Source organism: Wenxinia saemankumensis, from assembly GCF_900141735.1.
Classification (GTDB): Bacteria; Pseudomonadota; Alphaproteobacteria; order Rhodobacterales; family Rhodobacteraceae; genus Wenxinia; species Wenxinia saemankumensis.
This window is the reverse complement of record NZ_FQYO01000004.1, coordinates 83,769-97,183: the sequence shown is the minus strand read 5'-3', so window position 1 is coordinate 97,183 and position 13,415 is coordinate 83,769. Positions and strand designations below refer to the sequence as shown.

The 13,415-nt window shown below is 70.9% G+C and carries 11 protein-coding genes and 1 pseudogene; 6 read left to right on the top strand and 6 right to left on the bottom strand.

All coding sequences use genetic code 11. The features are described from left to right. Positions 1-21: 21 nt before the first annotated feature. Entirely contained in the window at positions 22-576 is a 555-nt protein-coding gene (locus BUE30_RS18050) for an MFS transporter (protein ID WP_244526350.1), read from the bottom strand. A 59-nt stretch (positions 577-635) separates the two neighbouring features. After that, positions 636-1,103 (bottom strand): annotated as a pseudogene (locus BUE30_RS18255) (MFS transporter); the annotation flags it as partial. A 38-nt stretch (positions 1,104-1,141) separates the two neighbouring features. Here BUE30_RS18255 and BUE30_RS17815 point away from each other — a divergent pair. After that, entirely contained in the window at positions 1,142-1,318 is a 177-nt protein-coding gene (locus BUE30_RS17815) for a hypothetical protein (RefSeq protein WP_170865636.1), read from the top strand. A 247-nt stretch (positions 1,319-1,565) separates the two neighbouring features. Here BUE30_RS17815 and BUE30_RS11575 read toward each other — a convergent pair whose 3' ends face one another. Both BUE30_RS11575 and BUE30_RS11570 read right to left on the bottom strand, forming a co-directional pair. Next, a complete protein-coding gene (locus BUE30_RS11575) occupies positions 1,566-2,690 on the bottom strand; it encodes a GGDEF domain-containing protein (protein ID WP_073330605.1) in 1,125 nt (374 codons plus the stop codon). A 357-nt stretch (positions 2,691-3,047) separates the two neighbouring features. Beyond that, positions 3,048-4,076 (bottom strand): AI-2E family transporter, encoded by a 1,029-nt coding sequence (locus tag BUE30_RS11570; protein ID WP_073330603.1) that lies wholly within the window; start codon positions 4,074-4,076, stop codon positions 3,048-3,050. Positions 4,077-4,187: 111 nt separating this feature from the next. Between BUE30_RS11570 and BUE30_RS11565 the strand changes: the two genes are divergently transcribed. The 5 genes from BUE30_RS11565 (at position 4,188) to BUE30_RS11545 (ending at position 12,313) form a co-directional block, all read left to right on the top strand. After that, the gene (locus tag BUE30_RS11565) at positions 4,188-6,437 is read left to right on the top strand and encodes an acyl-CoA dehydrogenase (RefSeq protein WP_073330601.1); all 2,250 of its coding nucleotides are present in this window, start codon (positions 4,188-4,190) and stop codon (positions 6,435-6,437) included. Continuing rightward, positions 6,434-7,720: an acetyl-CoA C-acetyltransferase gene (locus tag BUE30_RS11560; protein WP_073330598.1), complete on the top strand. Its 1,287-nt coding sequence runs from the start codon at positions 6,434-6,436 to the stop codon at positions 7,718-7,720. Before BUE30_RS11565 ends, BUE30_RS11560 begins: the two co-directional genes overlap by 4 nt. Then, entirely contained in the window at positions 7,717-9,786 is a 2,070-nt protein-coding gene (locus BUE30_RS11555) for a 3-hydroxyacyl-CoA dehydrogenase NAD-binding domain-containing protein (RefSeq protein ID WP_073330595.1), read from the top strand. The genes BUE30_RS11560 and BUE30_RS11555 overlap by 4 nt, the downstream gene beginning before the upstream one ends. 16 nt (positions 9,787-9,802) lie before the next feature. Then, the gene (locus BUE30_RS11550; protein WP_073330593.1) at positions 9,803-11,632 is read left to right on the top strand and encodes an acetyl-CoA hydrolase/transferase C-terminal domain-containing protein; all 1,830 of its coding nucleotides are present in this window, start codon (positions 9,803-9,805) and stop codon (positions 11,630-11,632) included. 333 nt (positions 11,633-11,965) lie between these two features. Then, positions 11,966-12,313, top strand: coding sequence for a hypothetical protein (locus BUE30_RS11545; protein ID WP_073330590.1), 348 nt, complete (start codon positions 11,966-11,968; stop codon positions 12,311-12,313). Between the two features lie 22 nt (positions 12,314-12,335). Here BUE30_RS11545 and BUE30_RS11540 read toward each other — a convergent pair whose 3' ends face one another. Both BUE30_RS11540 and BUE30_RS11535 read right to left on the bottom strand, forming a co-directional pair. Then, positions 12,336-13,037, bottom strand: a complete 702-nt coding sequence (locus BUE30_RS11540) for a winged helix-turn-helix domain-containing protein (RefSeq protein WP_073330587.1) — start codon at positions 13,035-13,037, stop codon at positions 12,336-12,338. Continuing rightward, a complete protein-coding gene (locus BUE30_RS11535; RefSeq protein ID WP_073330583.1) occupies positions 13,009-13,290 on the bottom strand; it encodes a hypothetical protein in 282 nt (93 codons plus the stop codon). The genes BUE30_RS11540 and BUE30_RS11535 overlap by 29 nt, the downstream gene beginning before the upstream one ends. Between the last annotated feature and the right edge of the window lie 125 nt (positions 13,291-13,415).

Here is a 13,415-nt window from a genome sequence, read left to right as displayed (position 1 = left end):
CGACGGGGCATCGTCCGCGCCTCACGCGGGCGACACGCCGCGGCGCGTGGCGACGAGGGTCAGGGCCAGGCACCCGCACCCCGCCACCGCCGCCACGGCGCCCATCGGCCCGGGCGTGCCGTCGGCCAGCAGGCCGACCAGCGCCGAGCCGACCATCCCGCTGCCATACTGGATCGCCCCGACGAGGGCCGAGGCGCTGCCGGCGCCCCGAGTGACGTTCGCCAGCGCCCCGGCGATGGCGTTCGCGGTGATGAGGCCGTTCAGCGCGTTGAACAGGAAGCTGGCCAAGACCAGCCCCGCGGCGGCGCCCAGATCGGCCCTCGCCACGGCCAGGAAGACCAGCCCGAACAGCGCCGCGCCGCCCGCGCCGTAGCGCAGCATCCGGTCCGAGCCGATCCGCGTGACGAGCCGCGCATTCGCGATGTTGGCGATCATCAGCCCGCCGACCCCGCTGGCGAAGACCAGCGCGTAGGCGGACGGGAACAGGCCGTGATAGGTGACGAAGGCGAAGGGCCCGCCCGCGGCCACGGCGAACACGCCCAGGTAGTAGAACCCGATCGCCTCGGCATAGGCCATGAGCGTGCCGTTCCCCAGCAGGACGCCATAGGCCGCCAGGCTGCGGGGCAGCGGCTCGGTCTCGCGCGCCTCCGCCGGCAGGCTTTCGGCAGGGCCGAGACCAGAGCCATCGTGACGAGCCCGAACCCGACCAGCGTCCAGAAGATCGCCTGCCAGCTCGCCACGGCGAGGATCTGCGCCCCGGCCATCGGGCCGAGCAGGGGCGCGACCGCCATCACCGTCATCAGCGTCGACAGGACCCGCGCCTCCCGGTCCCGCTCGTAGAGGTCGCGCACCATCGCGCGCGCCAGCGCAACCCCCGCGCTCGCCCCAAGTGCCTGCACGATGCGCCAGGCGATGATCTGCCACGGCGCCGCCGCCAGTGCGCAGCCGGCCGAGCCGAGGGCGAAGATCGCGAGCCCCGCCAGGATCGGCCCGCGCCGCCCCAGCCGGTCGCTGACCGGCCCCCAGAGCAGCTGCCCGGCCCCGAAACCGAGCAGATAGGTCAAGACGACGAGCTCGAGCTGCCCCTCCGCCGCGCCCAGCACCTCGGCTCGAGGACGAGGCGGAGGCGGCAGGCAGCCTGATGGTGGCGGCGATCCAGGCGTCGATCCTGCTCGGCGCGCTGTTCGGCGGCGCCCTGCTCGACGCCTTCGGCATCGCCGCGACCTTCCTCGGCAGCGCGGGGATCGCGGTGCTCGCGATGGCGGTGATCGGGTCGGGGAAGGGGCTGGTGCGTCCCGTCGATCCGCCCGACCCCTAGAAGGGCGACGCACGGAAGGATGATGCCGCCTGGGGTGGCCCAGCCGGGAATGGCATCGCGTCAGACCTCGGGGACGCTCGATGTGATCGAGGACATCCGCGCGGGCGGCATGGCGGTGCGGTGGACCGAGCGGAGGGTCCGCCCGGTCCTCGGCGATGGGAGGAAGCCCTACATCCTTGCTGCCCCCGCTTCTCGCGAGTCCGGCGAGAAGCACGTTCGGAGCCCTCCGGCGGGCCCCCTTGCCGCCTCAGGCGGCGCGGGGGGCGAGGCCGTGGACCCGGGGCGCCGGGCGCTGCGGCGAGAGGGTGGCGGTGACGGTGCGGTTCCGGCCCCCCTCCTTGGCGGCGTAGAGCGCGGCGTCGGACAGACGGATCGCGTCCGACAGGCCCGGCACGCGATCGCGGAAGGGCAGCAGCCCAAGGCTCGTCGTGACCTGCAGGCCCGGGCATTCGGGCAGGACGATCTCGGCCACGCGGGCGCGGATGCGCTCGGCGATGCGGAAGGCCTGGTCGGACTGGACGCCCGGCAGCACGATCGCGAATTCCTCTCCCCCGAGGCGGGCGATGCAATCCTCGGCCCGCAGGACGCCGCGCACGGCCTGCACCGCGTGCCTCAGCACCTCGTCCCCGATGGCGTGGCCGTGGGTGTCGTTGACCGCCTTGAAGTGGTCGAGGTCCATCAGCAGGAAGGCCCCGCCCCGGCCGCGCAGCTGAGGGGCCACCTCCTGGTAGTGCCGGGCGAGGCCGCGGCGGTTCAGCGCGCCGGTGAGCGGATCGGTCAGCGTCTCCTCGCGCAGGGCGCGCTGTTCGCGGGTCAGGGCGCGCTCGCGCTCGATCATCGCGCCGAAGAGCAGGGCGCCGAGGACGTTGAAGACCACGAGGACGGGCACAAGCAGCCCGAAGGCGGCGAGGCGCTGCTCGGCCGGGAGGAACGCCACCGTCACCAGCGCGACCGAGATGGTGAGCCCCATCGCGGGAAAGCGCCACCAGGTGGGCCGCGGCGCCAGCAGGCTGCTGCGGTTCCACATCACCCCCACGATCGCGGCGATCACCATGGAGGCGACGCCGAGACCGGCGCCCCCGCCGCCGAGTCCCAGCCGGACCGGGGCCGCGACCAGCAGGGACGCGGCCGCGCCGATCGGCCCGAGGAACGCGCCCGCGAACCCGATGAAGAGGTTGCGGCTATCGAGGATGACGCCCGGCGCGATCTCGGTCGTATTGAACATCATCAGCGTCGCACCAATCCCGAAGACCAGCCCCGCCATCAGGTGGCGCTGGTAGCGCGCCCAGCGCCGGCGCTGCACGATTGCATAGGCGCCGGTAACCAGCGCCATGATGCCGAGACCGTTGACGAAATTGATAAAGACTTCCATCGGCCCACCTCCGATCGCTCTATTATTAACCAATCCAAACGGGCGCATGTGGCGGAGGTGAGGCGCAAGCGGGACGAGTCTCGACACGATGGCGCGAGGGCGCGGAGGCCGGTTCCCTGCCGGGACGGCGGGCGCCGCCGTCGACGCCCGGCAGGCGGGCAACCGCGGGTGCGGCCGCCCCTGTCGCGGGTCCGTCCCGTCGGAACGGGCCCGCCGCCCGGACCGTTCGGGGCCGGGGCAACGCCGCGCGGCACGGGGCCGTGCCGCGTGGGGCCGTGCCGCGTGGGGCCGTGCTGCGTGGGGCGCGCATCCGGGCCGCCGATCCCGGCGCTCCGCCGCCGGAACCTCACCCGCGGGTCACGTCTGGTCCACGTCGCCCAGGTCGTCGCCCAGCGCGTCCTCGACATAGAGCATCCGGACGAGGATGATCGCGGTCAGCAGAAGGGGCGTCGCGAGCAGGACGCCCGCCATCCCGAACAGGATCCCGGCCCCGACGACGGCCAGCAGGATGAGCACCGGCGGGATCGACGCGACCCGGCTCTGGATCATCGGCAGGAGGACGTTGCCCTCCACCTGCTGGATCGCGACGAAGAGGGCGGCCGTCCAGACCGCATCCATCGGCGATTGCGCAAAGGCCACGAGCACGGCCGGGATGCCGGACAGGAAGGGGCCGACGAAGGGAATGAAGTTGGTCAGTCCCGCGATGAGTCCCAGCAGCAGCGGCAACGGGATCCCCAGGAGCCACAGCCCCAGCCCCGTCAGGACCGCCACCGCCGCCATGTCGAGCGCCTGCCCCGCCATCCAGCGCCAGAGATCGCGGCCGAGCGTGTCCAGGACCTCGCGCGCCCGGTCGCGATGCGCGGGCGGAACGAGGTGCAGCAGCCCGCGCCGGTAGAGCGCCGGGTCGAGGGCGAGGAACACCCCCACCGACAGGACGATCACGATGTTGGCGAGCGCGCCGAGGGCGGCGGACATCGTGCCGCCCAGCGTGCCCATGACATTCAGCTCGTTGACCGGCTCGGTCTCCTGCACCTGCTCGACCACCCAGCTGCCCCAGCGGCTGTCCTCCAGCCGGTCCTCGATCGACATCAGCGTGCGGGGGATGCTGTCCGACAGTTCGGCCGCCTGCGCCGCCAGCCTCGGCCCCGCGAGGATGGCGAGCGTCGCGAGGGCGGCGAGGAGGCCCAGCAGGACCAGCGCCAGCGCCGCCCCGACCGGCAGCGGCGTCAGCCGTGACACGATCAGGGCGAGATGGCGGAACAGGATCGCCAGCAGCGTGCCGCCGAAGGCGAGCAGCAGGACGAAGGACAGTGTCCAGGCCGCAACCGCGAGCGCCGCGATCGCCAGCACGAAGAGGAGGTCTCGGGTCAGCCGGTCTGTCTGCATGGAGCGTCCTCTTCGCTGTGCCGTCCGCGTTCCCGGGCCGGTCGCCGGCGCGGTGGGGGGCGACGCCGCGTCCTTCCGGAACTGGCGCCGCCCCCCGCACGTTCCGCGAGCATGTCCGATTTCCGCAGGAACTGGATCACCAGGCCCATCCATCGCTGGGGCAAGCGTACGCTGCCGCGGCTGTCCGATACCGAGGCCGAGGCGCTGAACGCGGGCGAGGTGTGGTGGGACGCCGACCTCTTCTCGGGCGATCCCGATTTCGACCGGCTGCATGCGGTCGAGGCGTCCCGCCTGACCGAGGAGGAGCAGGCCTTCCTCGACGGCCCGTGCGAGACGCTGTGCGGGATGATCGACGACTGGCGCATCAACCAGGAGACGGCCGACCTTCCCGAGGAGGTCTGGGACTTCCTGCGGCGCGAGAAGTTCTTCGGCATGATCATCGACAAGGCGCATGGCGGCCTCGGCTTCTCGGCCTTCGCCCATTCCGAGGTGGTGCGCTACATCTCCACCCGGTCGGTCGCCGCCGCCGTCACGGTGATGGTGCCCAATTCGCTGGGCCCGGGCGAGCTGATCCACCAGTTCGGCACCGACGCGCAGAAGGAGCACTGGCTGCCCCGCCTCGCCGACGGGCGCGAACTGCCGGCCTTCGGCCTGACCAGCGACGAGGCGGGATCCGACGCCTCGGCCATGATCGACGACGGGGTGGTGACCAGGGGCAGCTGGAACGGCGAGGAGGTGGTGGGCATCCGCCTCAACTGGGCGAAGCGCTACATCACCCTCTCGCCCGTCTGCACGGTGCTCGGTCTCGCCTTCAAGCTACGCGATCCCGACGGACTGCTGGGCGACGCGAAGGAGATCGGCATCACCTGCGCGCTCGTGCCGACCGATCTCGACGGGGTCGAGACGGGGCGGCGGCACATCCCCTCCACCACGATGTTCATGAACGGGCCCACGACGGGCAAGGACGTGTTCGTTCCCCTCGATCACATCATCGGCGGGCCGGACTACGCCGGGCGCGGCTGGATGATGCTGATGAGCGCGCTCGCCGCCGGGCGGGGCATCTCGCTGCCGTCGATGGGCAGCGCGGCCATCGCGCTCTCGGCCCACACGACCGGCGCCTATGCCCGCATCCGCCAGCAGTTCAACCTGCCCATCGGCAAGTTCGGCGGGATCCAGATCCCGATGGCCCGGCTCGCGGTCGACGCCTACGTCGTTGACGCCGCGCGGCGACTGACCTGCGCCGGGCTGGACGAGGGACGGGCGCTCTCCGTCATCTCCGCCATCATGAAGGCGCATGCCACCCTGCGGATGCGCGAGGCACTGAACGACGCGATGGACGTCCATTCCGGCAAGGCGGTGATCGACGGGCCGTCGAACTACCTGCTGCCGCTCTACCGCGCCGTGCCCATCGGCATCACGGTGGAGGGGGCCAACATCGTCACCCGCGCGCTGATCATCTTCGGCCAAGGGTCGATCCGCGCCCATCCGCACATGCTGGACGAGATGCAGGCCCTGCAGATCGAGGATGAGGACGAGAGCCTGAAGGCCTTCGACAGACATTTCTGGGCGCATGTGAAGCACAGCCTCCGGACGACGGGCCGCGCCTTCGCCCGCGCCTGGACCGGCAACCGCTCCGCACCCGTGCCGAAGAACGCGGGCAAGGCGGCGCCGATCTACCGCGAGCTGTCGCGCTGGTCGGCGTCCTACGCGCTGGTCGCGGACCTGTGCTTCCTCACCTTCGGGGGCGAGCTGAAGCGGCGGGAGATGATCTCGATCCGGATGGGCGACATCCTGTCCGAGATGTATCTCCTCTCCGCCGCGCTGAAGCGCTGGCAGGACGAGGGCCGGCAGGAGGCGGACCTGCCGCTGCTGCGCTACGCGGCCGAGCGCGCCTTCGCCACGATCGGGCAGCTGCTCGACGAGGTGCTCGAGAACATGCCCCCCGCCTGGGCGCGGCTGGTCGGCCGCGTGGTCACCCGCCCCGGCAGCCGGCCGAGCGGGCCGGACGACCGGCTGATCGCGGAGTGCGCCGACCTGATCTACGAGCCCTCCGCCACGCGGGACCGGATCACCGGGCGGCTCTTCGGCGGCTGCAACCGCGACGGGGTCGAGGTGCTGAACGCGGCCTATGCCGCCGTGATCGACCTTGCGCCCCTGATGAAGCGGCTGCGCGAGGCGAAGAAGACGCCGGATGCCGCGCTGAAGGCGGGCCTCATCAGCGAGGAAGAACGGGAAAGGATCGCCGACATGCAGCAGAAGGTGAGCGCCGTGATCGCGGTCGACGATTTCACGCCCGAGGCGCTGTCGCGCTACTATGCCGGCTTCGCACCCGGGCGCCCGACCGACATGGCCGCGGAATGACCCGGCCCGTCTACCTCGTCGACGGGGCGCGCACGCCCTTCCTCAAGGCGCGGGGCAAGCCCGGCCCGTTCACGCCCGTCGACCTCGCCGTGCAGTGCGGCCGGCCGCTGCTGGCGCGGCAGGGCTTCGACCCCGCCCTGATCGACCTCGTCATCCTCGGCTGCGTCAACGTGATCTCGGACGAGATGAATCCCGCCCGGGTCGCCGCCCTCCGGCTCGGCCTCGGCGAGGACAAGGTCGCCTTCACCGTGCAGATCAATTGCGGTTCGGGCATGCAGTCGATCGACACCGCCTATCGCTACATCCGCGAGGGGTCGCACGAGATGATCCTCGCGGGCGGGACCGAGGCGCTGAGCCATGCGCCGCTCGTCCTGCGGCAGGGCGCGGTGGAATGGTTCGGCAGGATGGCCTCGGCCAAGGGGCCGCTCGACCAGGCCAAGGCGTTGGGCGGGCTGCGGCCGGACTTCCTCAAGCCCGTCGTCGGGCTGGAGCGGGGGCTGACCGACCCGATCACCAAGCTGAACATGGGCCAGACCGCCGAGGTGCTGTCCCACCGCTTCGACATCGACCGCAAGGCGGCGGACACCTACGCGATGGAGAGTCACCACCGCCTCGCCCGCGCGCAGCGCGAGGGCTGGCTCGAGGACGAGGTGCAGCCCGCCTTCTCGCGCGGGGGGGAGGCCTACGATCACGACGACGGCGTGCGCCCGGACAGCGATCTCGGGGGTCTTGCCAAGCCGAAGCCCGCCTTCGAGCCGCCCTACGGGCGCGTGACGGCCGGCAATTCCAGCCAGATCACCGACGGGGCGAGCTGGACGATCCTCGCCTCGGAAGCGGCGGTCGAGGCGCACGGCCTCACCCCGCTGGCCAAGGTCGTCGACAGCGAATGGGCCGCGCTCGACCCGTCCGTCATGGGGCTGGGGCCGGTCCTGGCCTCCACCCCGCTCGCGCGGCGGCACGACCTCGACCTCGGCGACATCGACCTGTGGGAGCTGAACGAGGCCTTCGCCGCACAGGTGCTGGCCTGCCTCGCCGCCTGGGACGACGCGGAGTTCTGCCGCGAGGTGCTGGGCCTCGACGGCGCCTTCGGACGGATCGACCGCGACCGGCTGAACATCGACGGCGGGGCGATCTCGCTCGGTCATCCGGTCGGAACGAGCGGCAACAGGATCGTGCTGCATCTCGCCAACGCGCTGAAGCGCACCGGCGGGACGCGCGGGATCGCGACGGAATGCATCGGCGGCGGCCTCGGCGGCGCCATGCTGCTGGAGGCGGTGCGATGACCCGGCCCGTGCTCGACCATCTCGGAGCGACGAAGCTCGAACTCGGCCCCGCGGCAGGGGCGGAGGGCCATCCCTGGCGGCGGGCCGAGGCGGACGGGATCGTCTGGCTGGTCCTCGACCGCGAAGGCAGCACGACCAACACCGTCTCGCGAGGCGTGATCGAGGCGCTGGACGAGGAGATCGCGCGGCTCGAGGGCGACACCCCCCGCGCGGTCGTCCTCCGCTCTGCCAAGACGGGCGGCTTCGCGGCGGGGGCCGATATCGGCGGCTTCGCCGAGATGTCGGACGAGGGCGCGGCCGACCTGCTGCGGCAGGGGCACGCCGTGCTCGACCGGCTGGAGGCGCTGTCCTGCCCGACCATCGCGGTGGTGCATGGCGCGGCGCTGGGCGCGGGGTTCGAGATCGCCCTGGCCTGCGACCATCGCATCGCCATCGACGGCGCGTCGTTCGGCTTTCCGGAGGTGAATCTCGGCCTGCATCCCGGCCTTGGCGGGACGGTGCGACTGCCCGCGCTGATCGATCCGCTCGAGGCGATGACGATGATGCTGACGGGCAAGACCGCGCATACGAAGCGGGCGAAGTCGCTCGGCATCGTCGACCTCGTGGTGGAGGAGCGGCACGTCCTCAACGCCGTCCGGGGCGTGCTGGACGGCGACGGCCCCTCCCGGTCGAAAGGGCTGAAGGCCCGCGCCCTGCAATCCGGCACCGCCCGCGGCCTCGCCGCGCGTCGGATGCGGGCCGAAACGGAGAAGAAGGCGCCCAAGGCGCATTATCCCGCGCCCCATGCGCTGATCGATCTCTGGGAAGAGCATGGCGACGATCCGCGAGCGATGCAGCGGGCCGAGATCGAGAGCTTCGCCGCGCTGCTCTCCTCCGAGGCGTCGCGGAACCTGCGGCGGGTCTTCTTCCTGCGGCAGGGGCTGAAGGCCGGGGCCAAGGGGGAGGACGGCATCGCTCATGTCCACGTGATCGGCGGCGGAGAGATGGGGGCCGAGATCGCCGCCTGGGCCGCGATCCGCGGCAAGCGGGTGACGCTGGCCGATCTGGAGCTCGCGCCGCTCGCCCGCGCGGTGAAGGCGGCGGAGAAGGTCTGCAAGGACAAGCACCTGACCGGCCCCGAGACGCGCGACGCGCTCGACCGGCTGATGCCCGATCCGAACGGATACGGCCTGCGACGCGCCGATCTGGTCGTCGAGGCCGTGCCGGAGGATTCCGAACTCAAGGCGAAGATCTACGCGCAGGCCGAGGCGGGAATGAAGGACGGTGCGATCCTCGCCAGCAACACGTCGAGCCTGCGCCTCGCCGAGCTGCGGGGCTCGCTGCAGCGGCCCGAGCGGTTCGCGGGCCTGCATTTCTTCAACCCGGTCTCGAAGATGCAGCTGGTCGAAATCGTCCGCCATGACGGGACCGAGAACGCGGTCATCGACCGGCTGCGCGCCTTCTGCGGCGTCATCGACCGGTTGCCAGTGCCCGTCACCGATTATCCCGGCTTCCTCGTGAACCGGGCGCTCACGCCCTACCTGATGGAGGCGATGGTGCTGATGGACGAGGGCGTCGACAAGGCGGTGATCGACCGCGCCGCCATCAAGTTCGGCATGCCGATGGGGCCGGTCGCGCTGGCCGATCAGGTCGGCCTCGACATCTGCCTGCACGTTGCCGAGAGCCTGAAATCGAGCCTCGACAAGCCGATGCCCGCGATCAGCGACCGGCTGCGGCGCAAGGTCGAGGCGGGCGAGACCGGCAAGAAGGCGGGGCGGGGCTTCTACGACTGGTCGGACGGCACCCCCCGCCCGGACCCGCAGGAGGGGGGGCCGGACGACCTGACCGACCGGCTGATCCTGCCGATGCTCGACGGCTGCGTCGAATGCCTGCGGAAGGGCGTCGCCCGGGACGAGGACGAGATCGACGGGGCGATGATCTTCGCCACCGGCTTCGCGCCGTTCCGGGGCGGCCCGATGCATTATGCTCGGGCCCGTGGAACGGGGAAGGTGCGGGACCGGCTGGCCGAGCTGGCGGATCGGCACGGCCCGCGCTTCGCCCCCGATCCGGGCTGGTCCGACATCTGAGACGACCATGCCGTGGATGACGGATCCCGACGCGGCCGCGCACGAGGCGGTGCGCCTTACCGGGGGCGAGATCCGCCTCGCCCTGCCTCTCGGCCTCGGAAAGCCGGTGCGGTTCGTCAATGCGCTGGTCCGATTGGCGCGGGACGATCCGTCGATCCGCCTCGACATCTTCACCGCGCTGACGCTGGAAGTGCCGGATCCGGCCGACGACATGGAGCGGCGGTTCCTCGGCCCCGCCCGCGACCGCCTGTTCGGCGCCTATCCCGACCTGCTCTATGCCCGGATGCTGCGGGACGGCACCCTGCCGGCCAACGTCACCGTCTCGGAATTCTTCTTCATGGCGGGCAACTGGCTGAGGCACGAGGGCGCACAGCAGTCCTATGTCTCGGCGAACTACACCGACGCGCTGCATGTCCTCGTCTCGCGCCGGCCGAACGTCGTCGCCCAGCTGGTCGCGGAAGAAGGGGAATCGATCAGCCTGTCCTCGAATACCGACATCTCGACCGACCTGTTCCGGATGCGCGACGCGGGAGCCCTGGACTTCGTCGCCGTGGCCGAAGTGCATCCGCAGATGCCCTTCCTCGACGGGGAGGGGGCGATCCGGCCCGCCGGCGACTTCGCGGTGCGCCTGCGCCCGAGGGACGGCTACGAGCTCTTCTCGGCGGTCAAGCGCCCGGTGGAGCGGCCCGCCCATGCGATCGGGCTGCACGTGGCGGGTCTCGTCGCGGATGGCGGCACGCTGCAGATCGGCATCGGCGCGATCGGCGATGCGGTGGCCCATGCCCTGATCCTGCGCCATCGGGGCGAAGACGGCGCGATCCGGGTGACCTGTCCCTTTCCCGTTCCGTCGGCCGCCACGGGGCCCTTCGACACGGGCCTGCACGTCGTGACCGAGATGCTCGTCGGCGGCCTGCTCGCGCTGTTCGAGGCCGGGGTGGTGAAACGCGAGGTCGACGGCATCGCGGTCAATGCGGGATTCTTCGTCGACACGCGCGACTTCTACCGCCGCCTGCGCGAGATGCCCCGCGACCGGCGGGACCGGATCGCGATGCGGCCCGTCAGCTTCACCAACACGCTCTACGGGGACGAGGCGGGCCGGCGCGCCGCCCGCTCCGGCGCCCGCTTCGTCAACGGAGCGATGAAGGTCTCGCTCCTCGGCGACGTGATGTCCGACACGGTCGCGGACGGGCAGGTCGTCAGCGGTGTCGGCGGGCAGTTCAACTTCGTCGAGCAGGCGATGGCCCTGCGCGACGGCCGCTCGATCATCACCGTTCCGGCGACCCGTATGTCGGGCGGGCGGGTCGAGAGCAACATCGTCTGGTCGGTGGAGACGACGACCGTGCCGCGCCACATGCGCGACATCGTTGTCAGCGAATACGGGATCGCGGATCTCGGGGGACGATCCGATGCCGAGGTGATCGCCGCCCTGATCGGAATCGCCGACAGCCGGTTCCAGGAGGGGCTGGTCGCCCGTGCGAAGTCGGCCGGCAAGCTGCCTCAGGACTACGTCCTGCCGGAGGCGGCGCGGCAGAACACGCCCGTGCGGCTGGAGGCCTGGCTCGCCCCCTTCGCGCACCGGCTGCCCGACTTCCCGCTCGGCACCGATTTCGACGACGTGGAGCGTCGCCTCCTTCCCGCTCTGGCGACGCTCCGCAGGGAGAGCGCGAGCTGGGCAGGCCGGGCGCGGCTGCTGCGCGACGCGGTCTTCCGTCGCGGCGACGTCGATGCCGGGGCGATGCGGCGGATGGGCTTCGCCCCGGGAACCTGGCGCCCGGCCGGGCTGGCGCTGAAGGGCGCCCTGAGACGCGAGGCACGCTCGGGGCCGGGCCCGTCGGCCGGGTCCTGACGCCGCGGTGCCGGTACCAGTGGTGGTGCCTGTGGCAGGGCAAGCGGCACCCTGCCCCGTGGGAGGGGGCAGGACGGACTGGGCCAGTCCGGGAAACCTGCCCTTGCGTGAGGAGGCGAGATACCGCTTAACTCGAGCAGGTGACAGCTGTCCGGCGTCGTCCGCCGATCGGGGCGTCGTCGGATTGTCGGACAAAATGCCTCGGGGCAACGCGATGTTATCCTTGAGACAAGTCCTGTTGTTCGTCCGTGCCGAGTATGTCCACGTTACTGAATAATGGAACTGAAGCGGTATCTCGGGGGTCATCCTGCGGTGCAACGAGGATGAGCGATAATGGAACGGAGCGCGATACTGGACGAGATGATCGAGTTCGCCATGGAGGCGCTGCTCTCCGGCGAGCCGTTGCGGCGTCGCCGCGTGGTGCGCGATCTGGCCCATCGTTGGCCCGACGAGAGCGCGCATGCGATCAGCTTCGCCCTCACCTCGGCGACCGCGCTGATCGAGGACACGTTCCGGGACGCGGCCAACCACGATCCCGTGGTGCCCCTGGGCTACCGATTGTCGGCGCTGATCTCGGCCGACATCCACGCGATCCAGGCGATGGGTCAGAGCCCGGCTCGGGCGGGGGACCTGCTGCATTTCTGGCGCCGCGCCGATCCCGGCTACCTCGACGTGCAGTAGCGCCCGGCGGCGGGCAGGTCCGTCAGACCATGCGGATCACGTCCTTGTCGATCGCCAGCATGTAGCCGCGCCGCGCGATGTTCTTCACCAGCAGCTCCGAGACCATCTGGTTTCCCAGCGAATCACGCAGCCGCTTGATCCGGGTCGCGCCCGCCGCCTCCTCGCAATCCGACGGATCGCGCCCCGAGATCACCGCCTCGATCTGGCTGCCGGACATCACCTCGTCGTCGAGCCGCGCCTCGGCCAGGACGCTGAGCGTCTCGATCGCGGCCTCGGTCAGCTTGAACTCGAAATTGTTCAGGTAGACCACGTTCTGGTCCCGGGCGATCATCAGGCTGTTCACTTCGATCCCCTGCCGCTCGATCTGGCCCATGCGGCGGTTCAGCGCGATCAGCATCACCAGGAACGCGATGGCCGCGATCAGCAGCGCCGTGGCGAAGACCAGCAGGACGAAGACGATGATCCGGTAGCTGGCGAAGGTCTCGGAGAAGGCCGTGCCCGACTGGGCCAGGATCTCGAGCAGGCGCAGCTCGGAATTCGTCGTGAAATCGTTCTCGACGAAGATCCGCTCGACCCGCGCGTTGAAGGCGTTTGCGTCCGGCAGGTTGATGAACAGCAGCACGGCCGCGACGGCCAGGATCGCCACGATGGCCGCGAGGCCGCCGACGACGATCCTGTTGCCGGTGGCCCGCGTCTCAGTAGCGGAGAAAGTACTCTCCCGCATCCTCTTCCCTCTCGTTCAGTCCGTCCGCGCCGAAGGTCCCGACGACTTCGAGCAGTTCCCAGCCGTCGGCCGCGAGGACCGGCTGCAATTGCTGGGCGGCGGCGCCGGTCGAGCAATCCGCCCCCGTCACCTCGCTCACACCGTACATCAGGCGGAGCGGGTCGTCCCGCTTGGCCTTGAAATCGGCGTAGCACTCGGCCCGGGCGGCGCCGGCGGCGAGCGCGAGGAGGAGCGAGAGGATCAGAAGGCGCATTGTCGGCCGGTCCGGAGCTGGAGGGTCTTGCAGGACCGACCATGGGCGCGGCCGGTGAAGTCATACAATAGCAGGCACATTGGGCCCGCTGTCAGCGGATAACAAGCGGCCGCTATTGCCTGTTC

What these genes read in the sequence shown, in the direction of transcription:
- BUE30_RS18050 (WP_244526350.1), bottom strand. Translation starts at nt 576, where the DNA reads ATGGCCTATGCCGAGGCGATCGGGTTCTACTACCTGGGCGTGTTCGCC.
- BUE30_RS17815 (WP_170865636.1), top strand. Translation starts at nt 1,142, where the DNA reads ATGGTGGCGGCGATCCAGGCGTCGATCCTGCTCGGCGCGCTGTTCGGC.
- BUE30_RS11575 (WP_073330605.1), bottom strand. Translation starts at nt 2,690, where the DNA reads ATGGAAGTCTTTATCAATTTCGTCAACGGTCTCGGCATCATGGCGCTG.
- BUE30_RS11570 (WP_073330603.1), bottom strand. Translation starts at nt 4,076, where the DNA reads ATGCAGACAGACCGGCTGACCCGAGACCTCCTCTTCGTGCTGGCGATC.
- BUE30_RS11565 (WP_073330601.1), top strand. Translation starts at nt 4,188, where the DNA reads ATGTCCGATTTCCGCAGGAACTGGATCACCAGGCCCATCCATCGCTGG.
- BUE30_RS11560 (WP_073330598.1), top strand. Translation starts at nt 6,434, where the DNA reads ATGACCCGGCCCGTCTACCTCGTCGACGGGGCGCGCACGCCCTTCCTC.
- BUE30_RS11555 (WP_073330595.1), top strand. Translation starts at nt 7,717, where the DNA reads ATGACCCGGCCCGTGCTCGACCATCTCGGAGCGACGAAGCTCGAACTC.
- BUE30_RS11550 (WP_073330593.1), top strand. Translation starts at nt 9,803, where the DNA reads ATGACGGATCCCGACGCGGCCGCGCACGAGGCGGTGCGCCTTACCGGG.
- BUE30_RS11545 (WP_073330590.1), top strand. Translation starts at nt 11,966, where the DNA reads ATGGAACGGAGCGCGATACTGGACGAGATGATCGAGTTCGCCATGGAG.
- BUE30_RS11540 (WP_073330587.1), bottom strand. Translation starts at nt 13,037, where the DNA reads ATGCGGGAGAGTACTTTCTCCGCTACTGAGACGCGGGCCACCGGCAAC.
- BUE30_RS11535 (WP_073330583.1), bottom strand. Translation starts at nt 13,290, where the DNA reads ATGCGCCTTCTGATCCTCTCGCTCCTCCTCGCGCTCGCCGCCGGCGCC.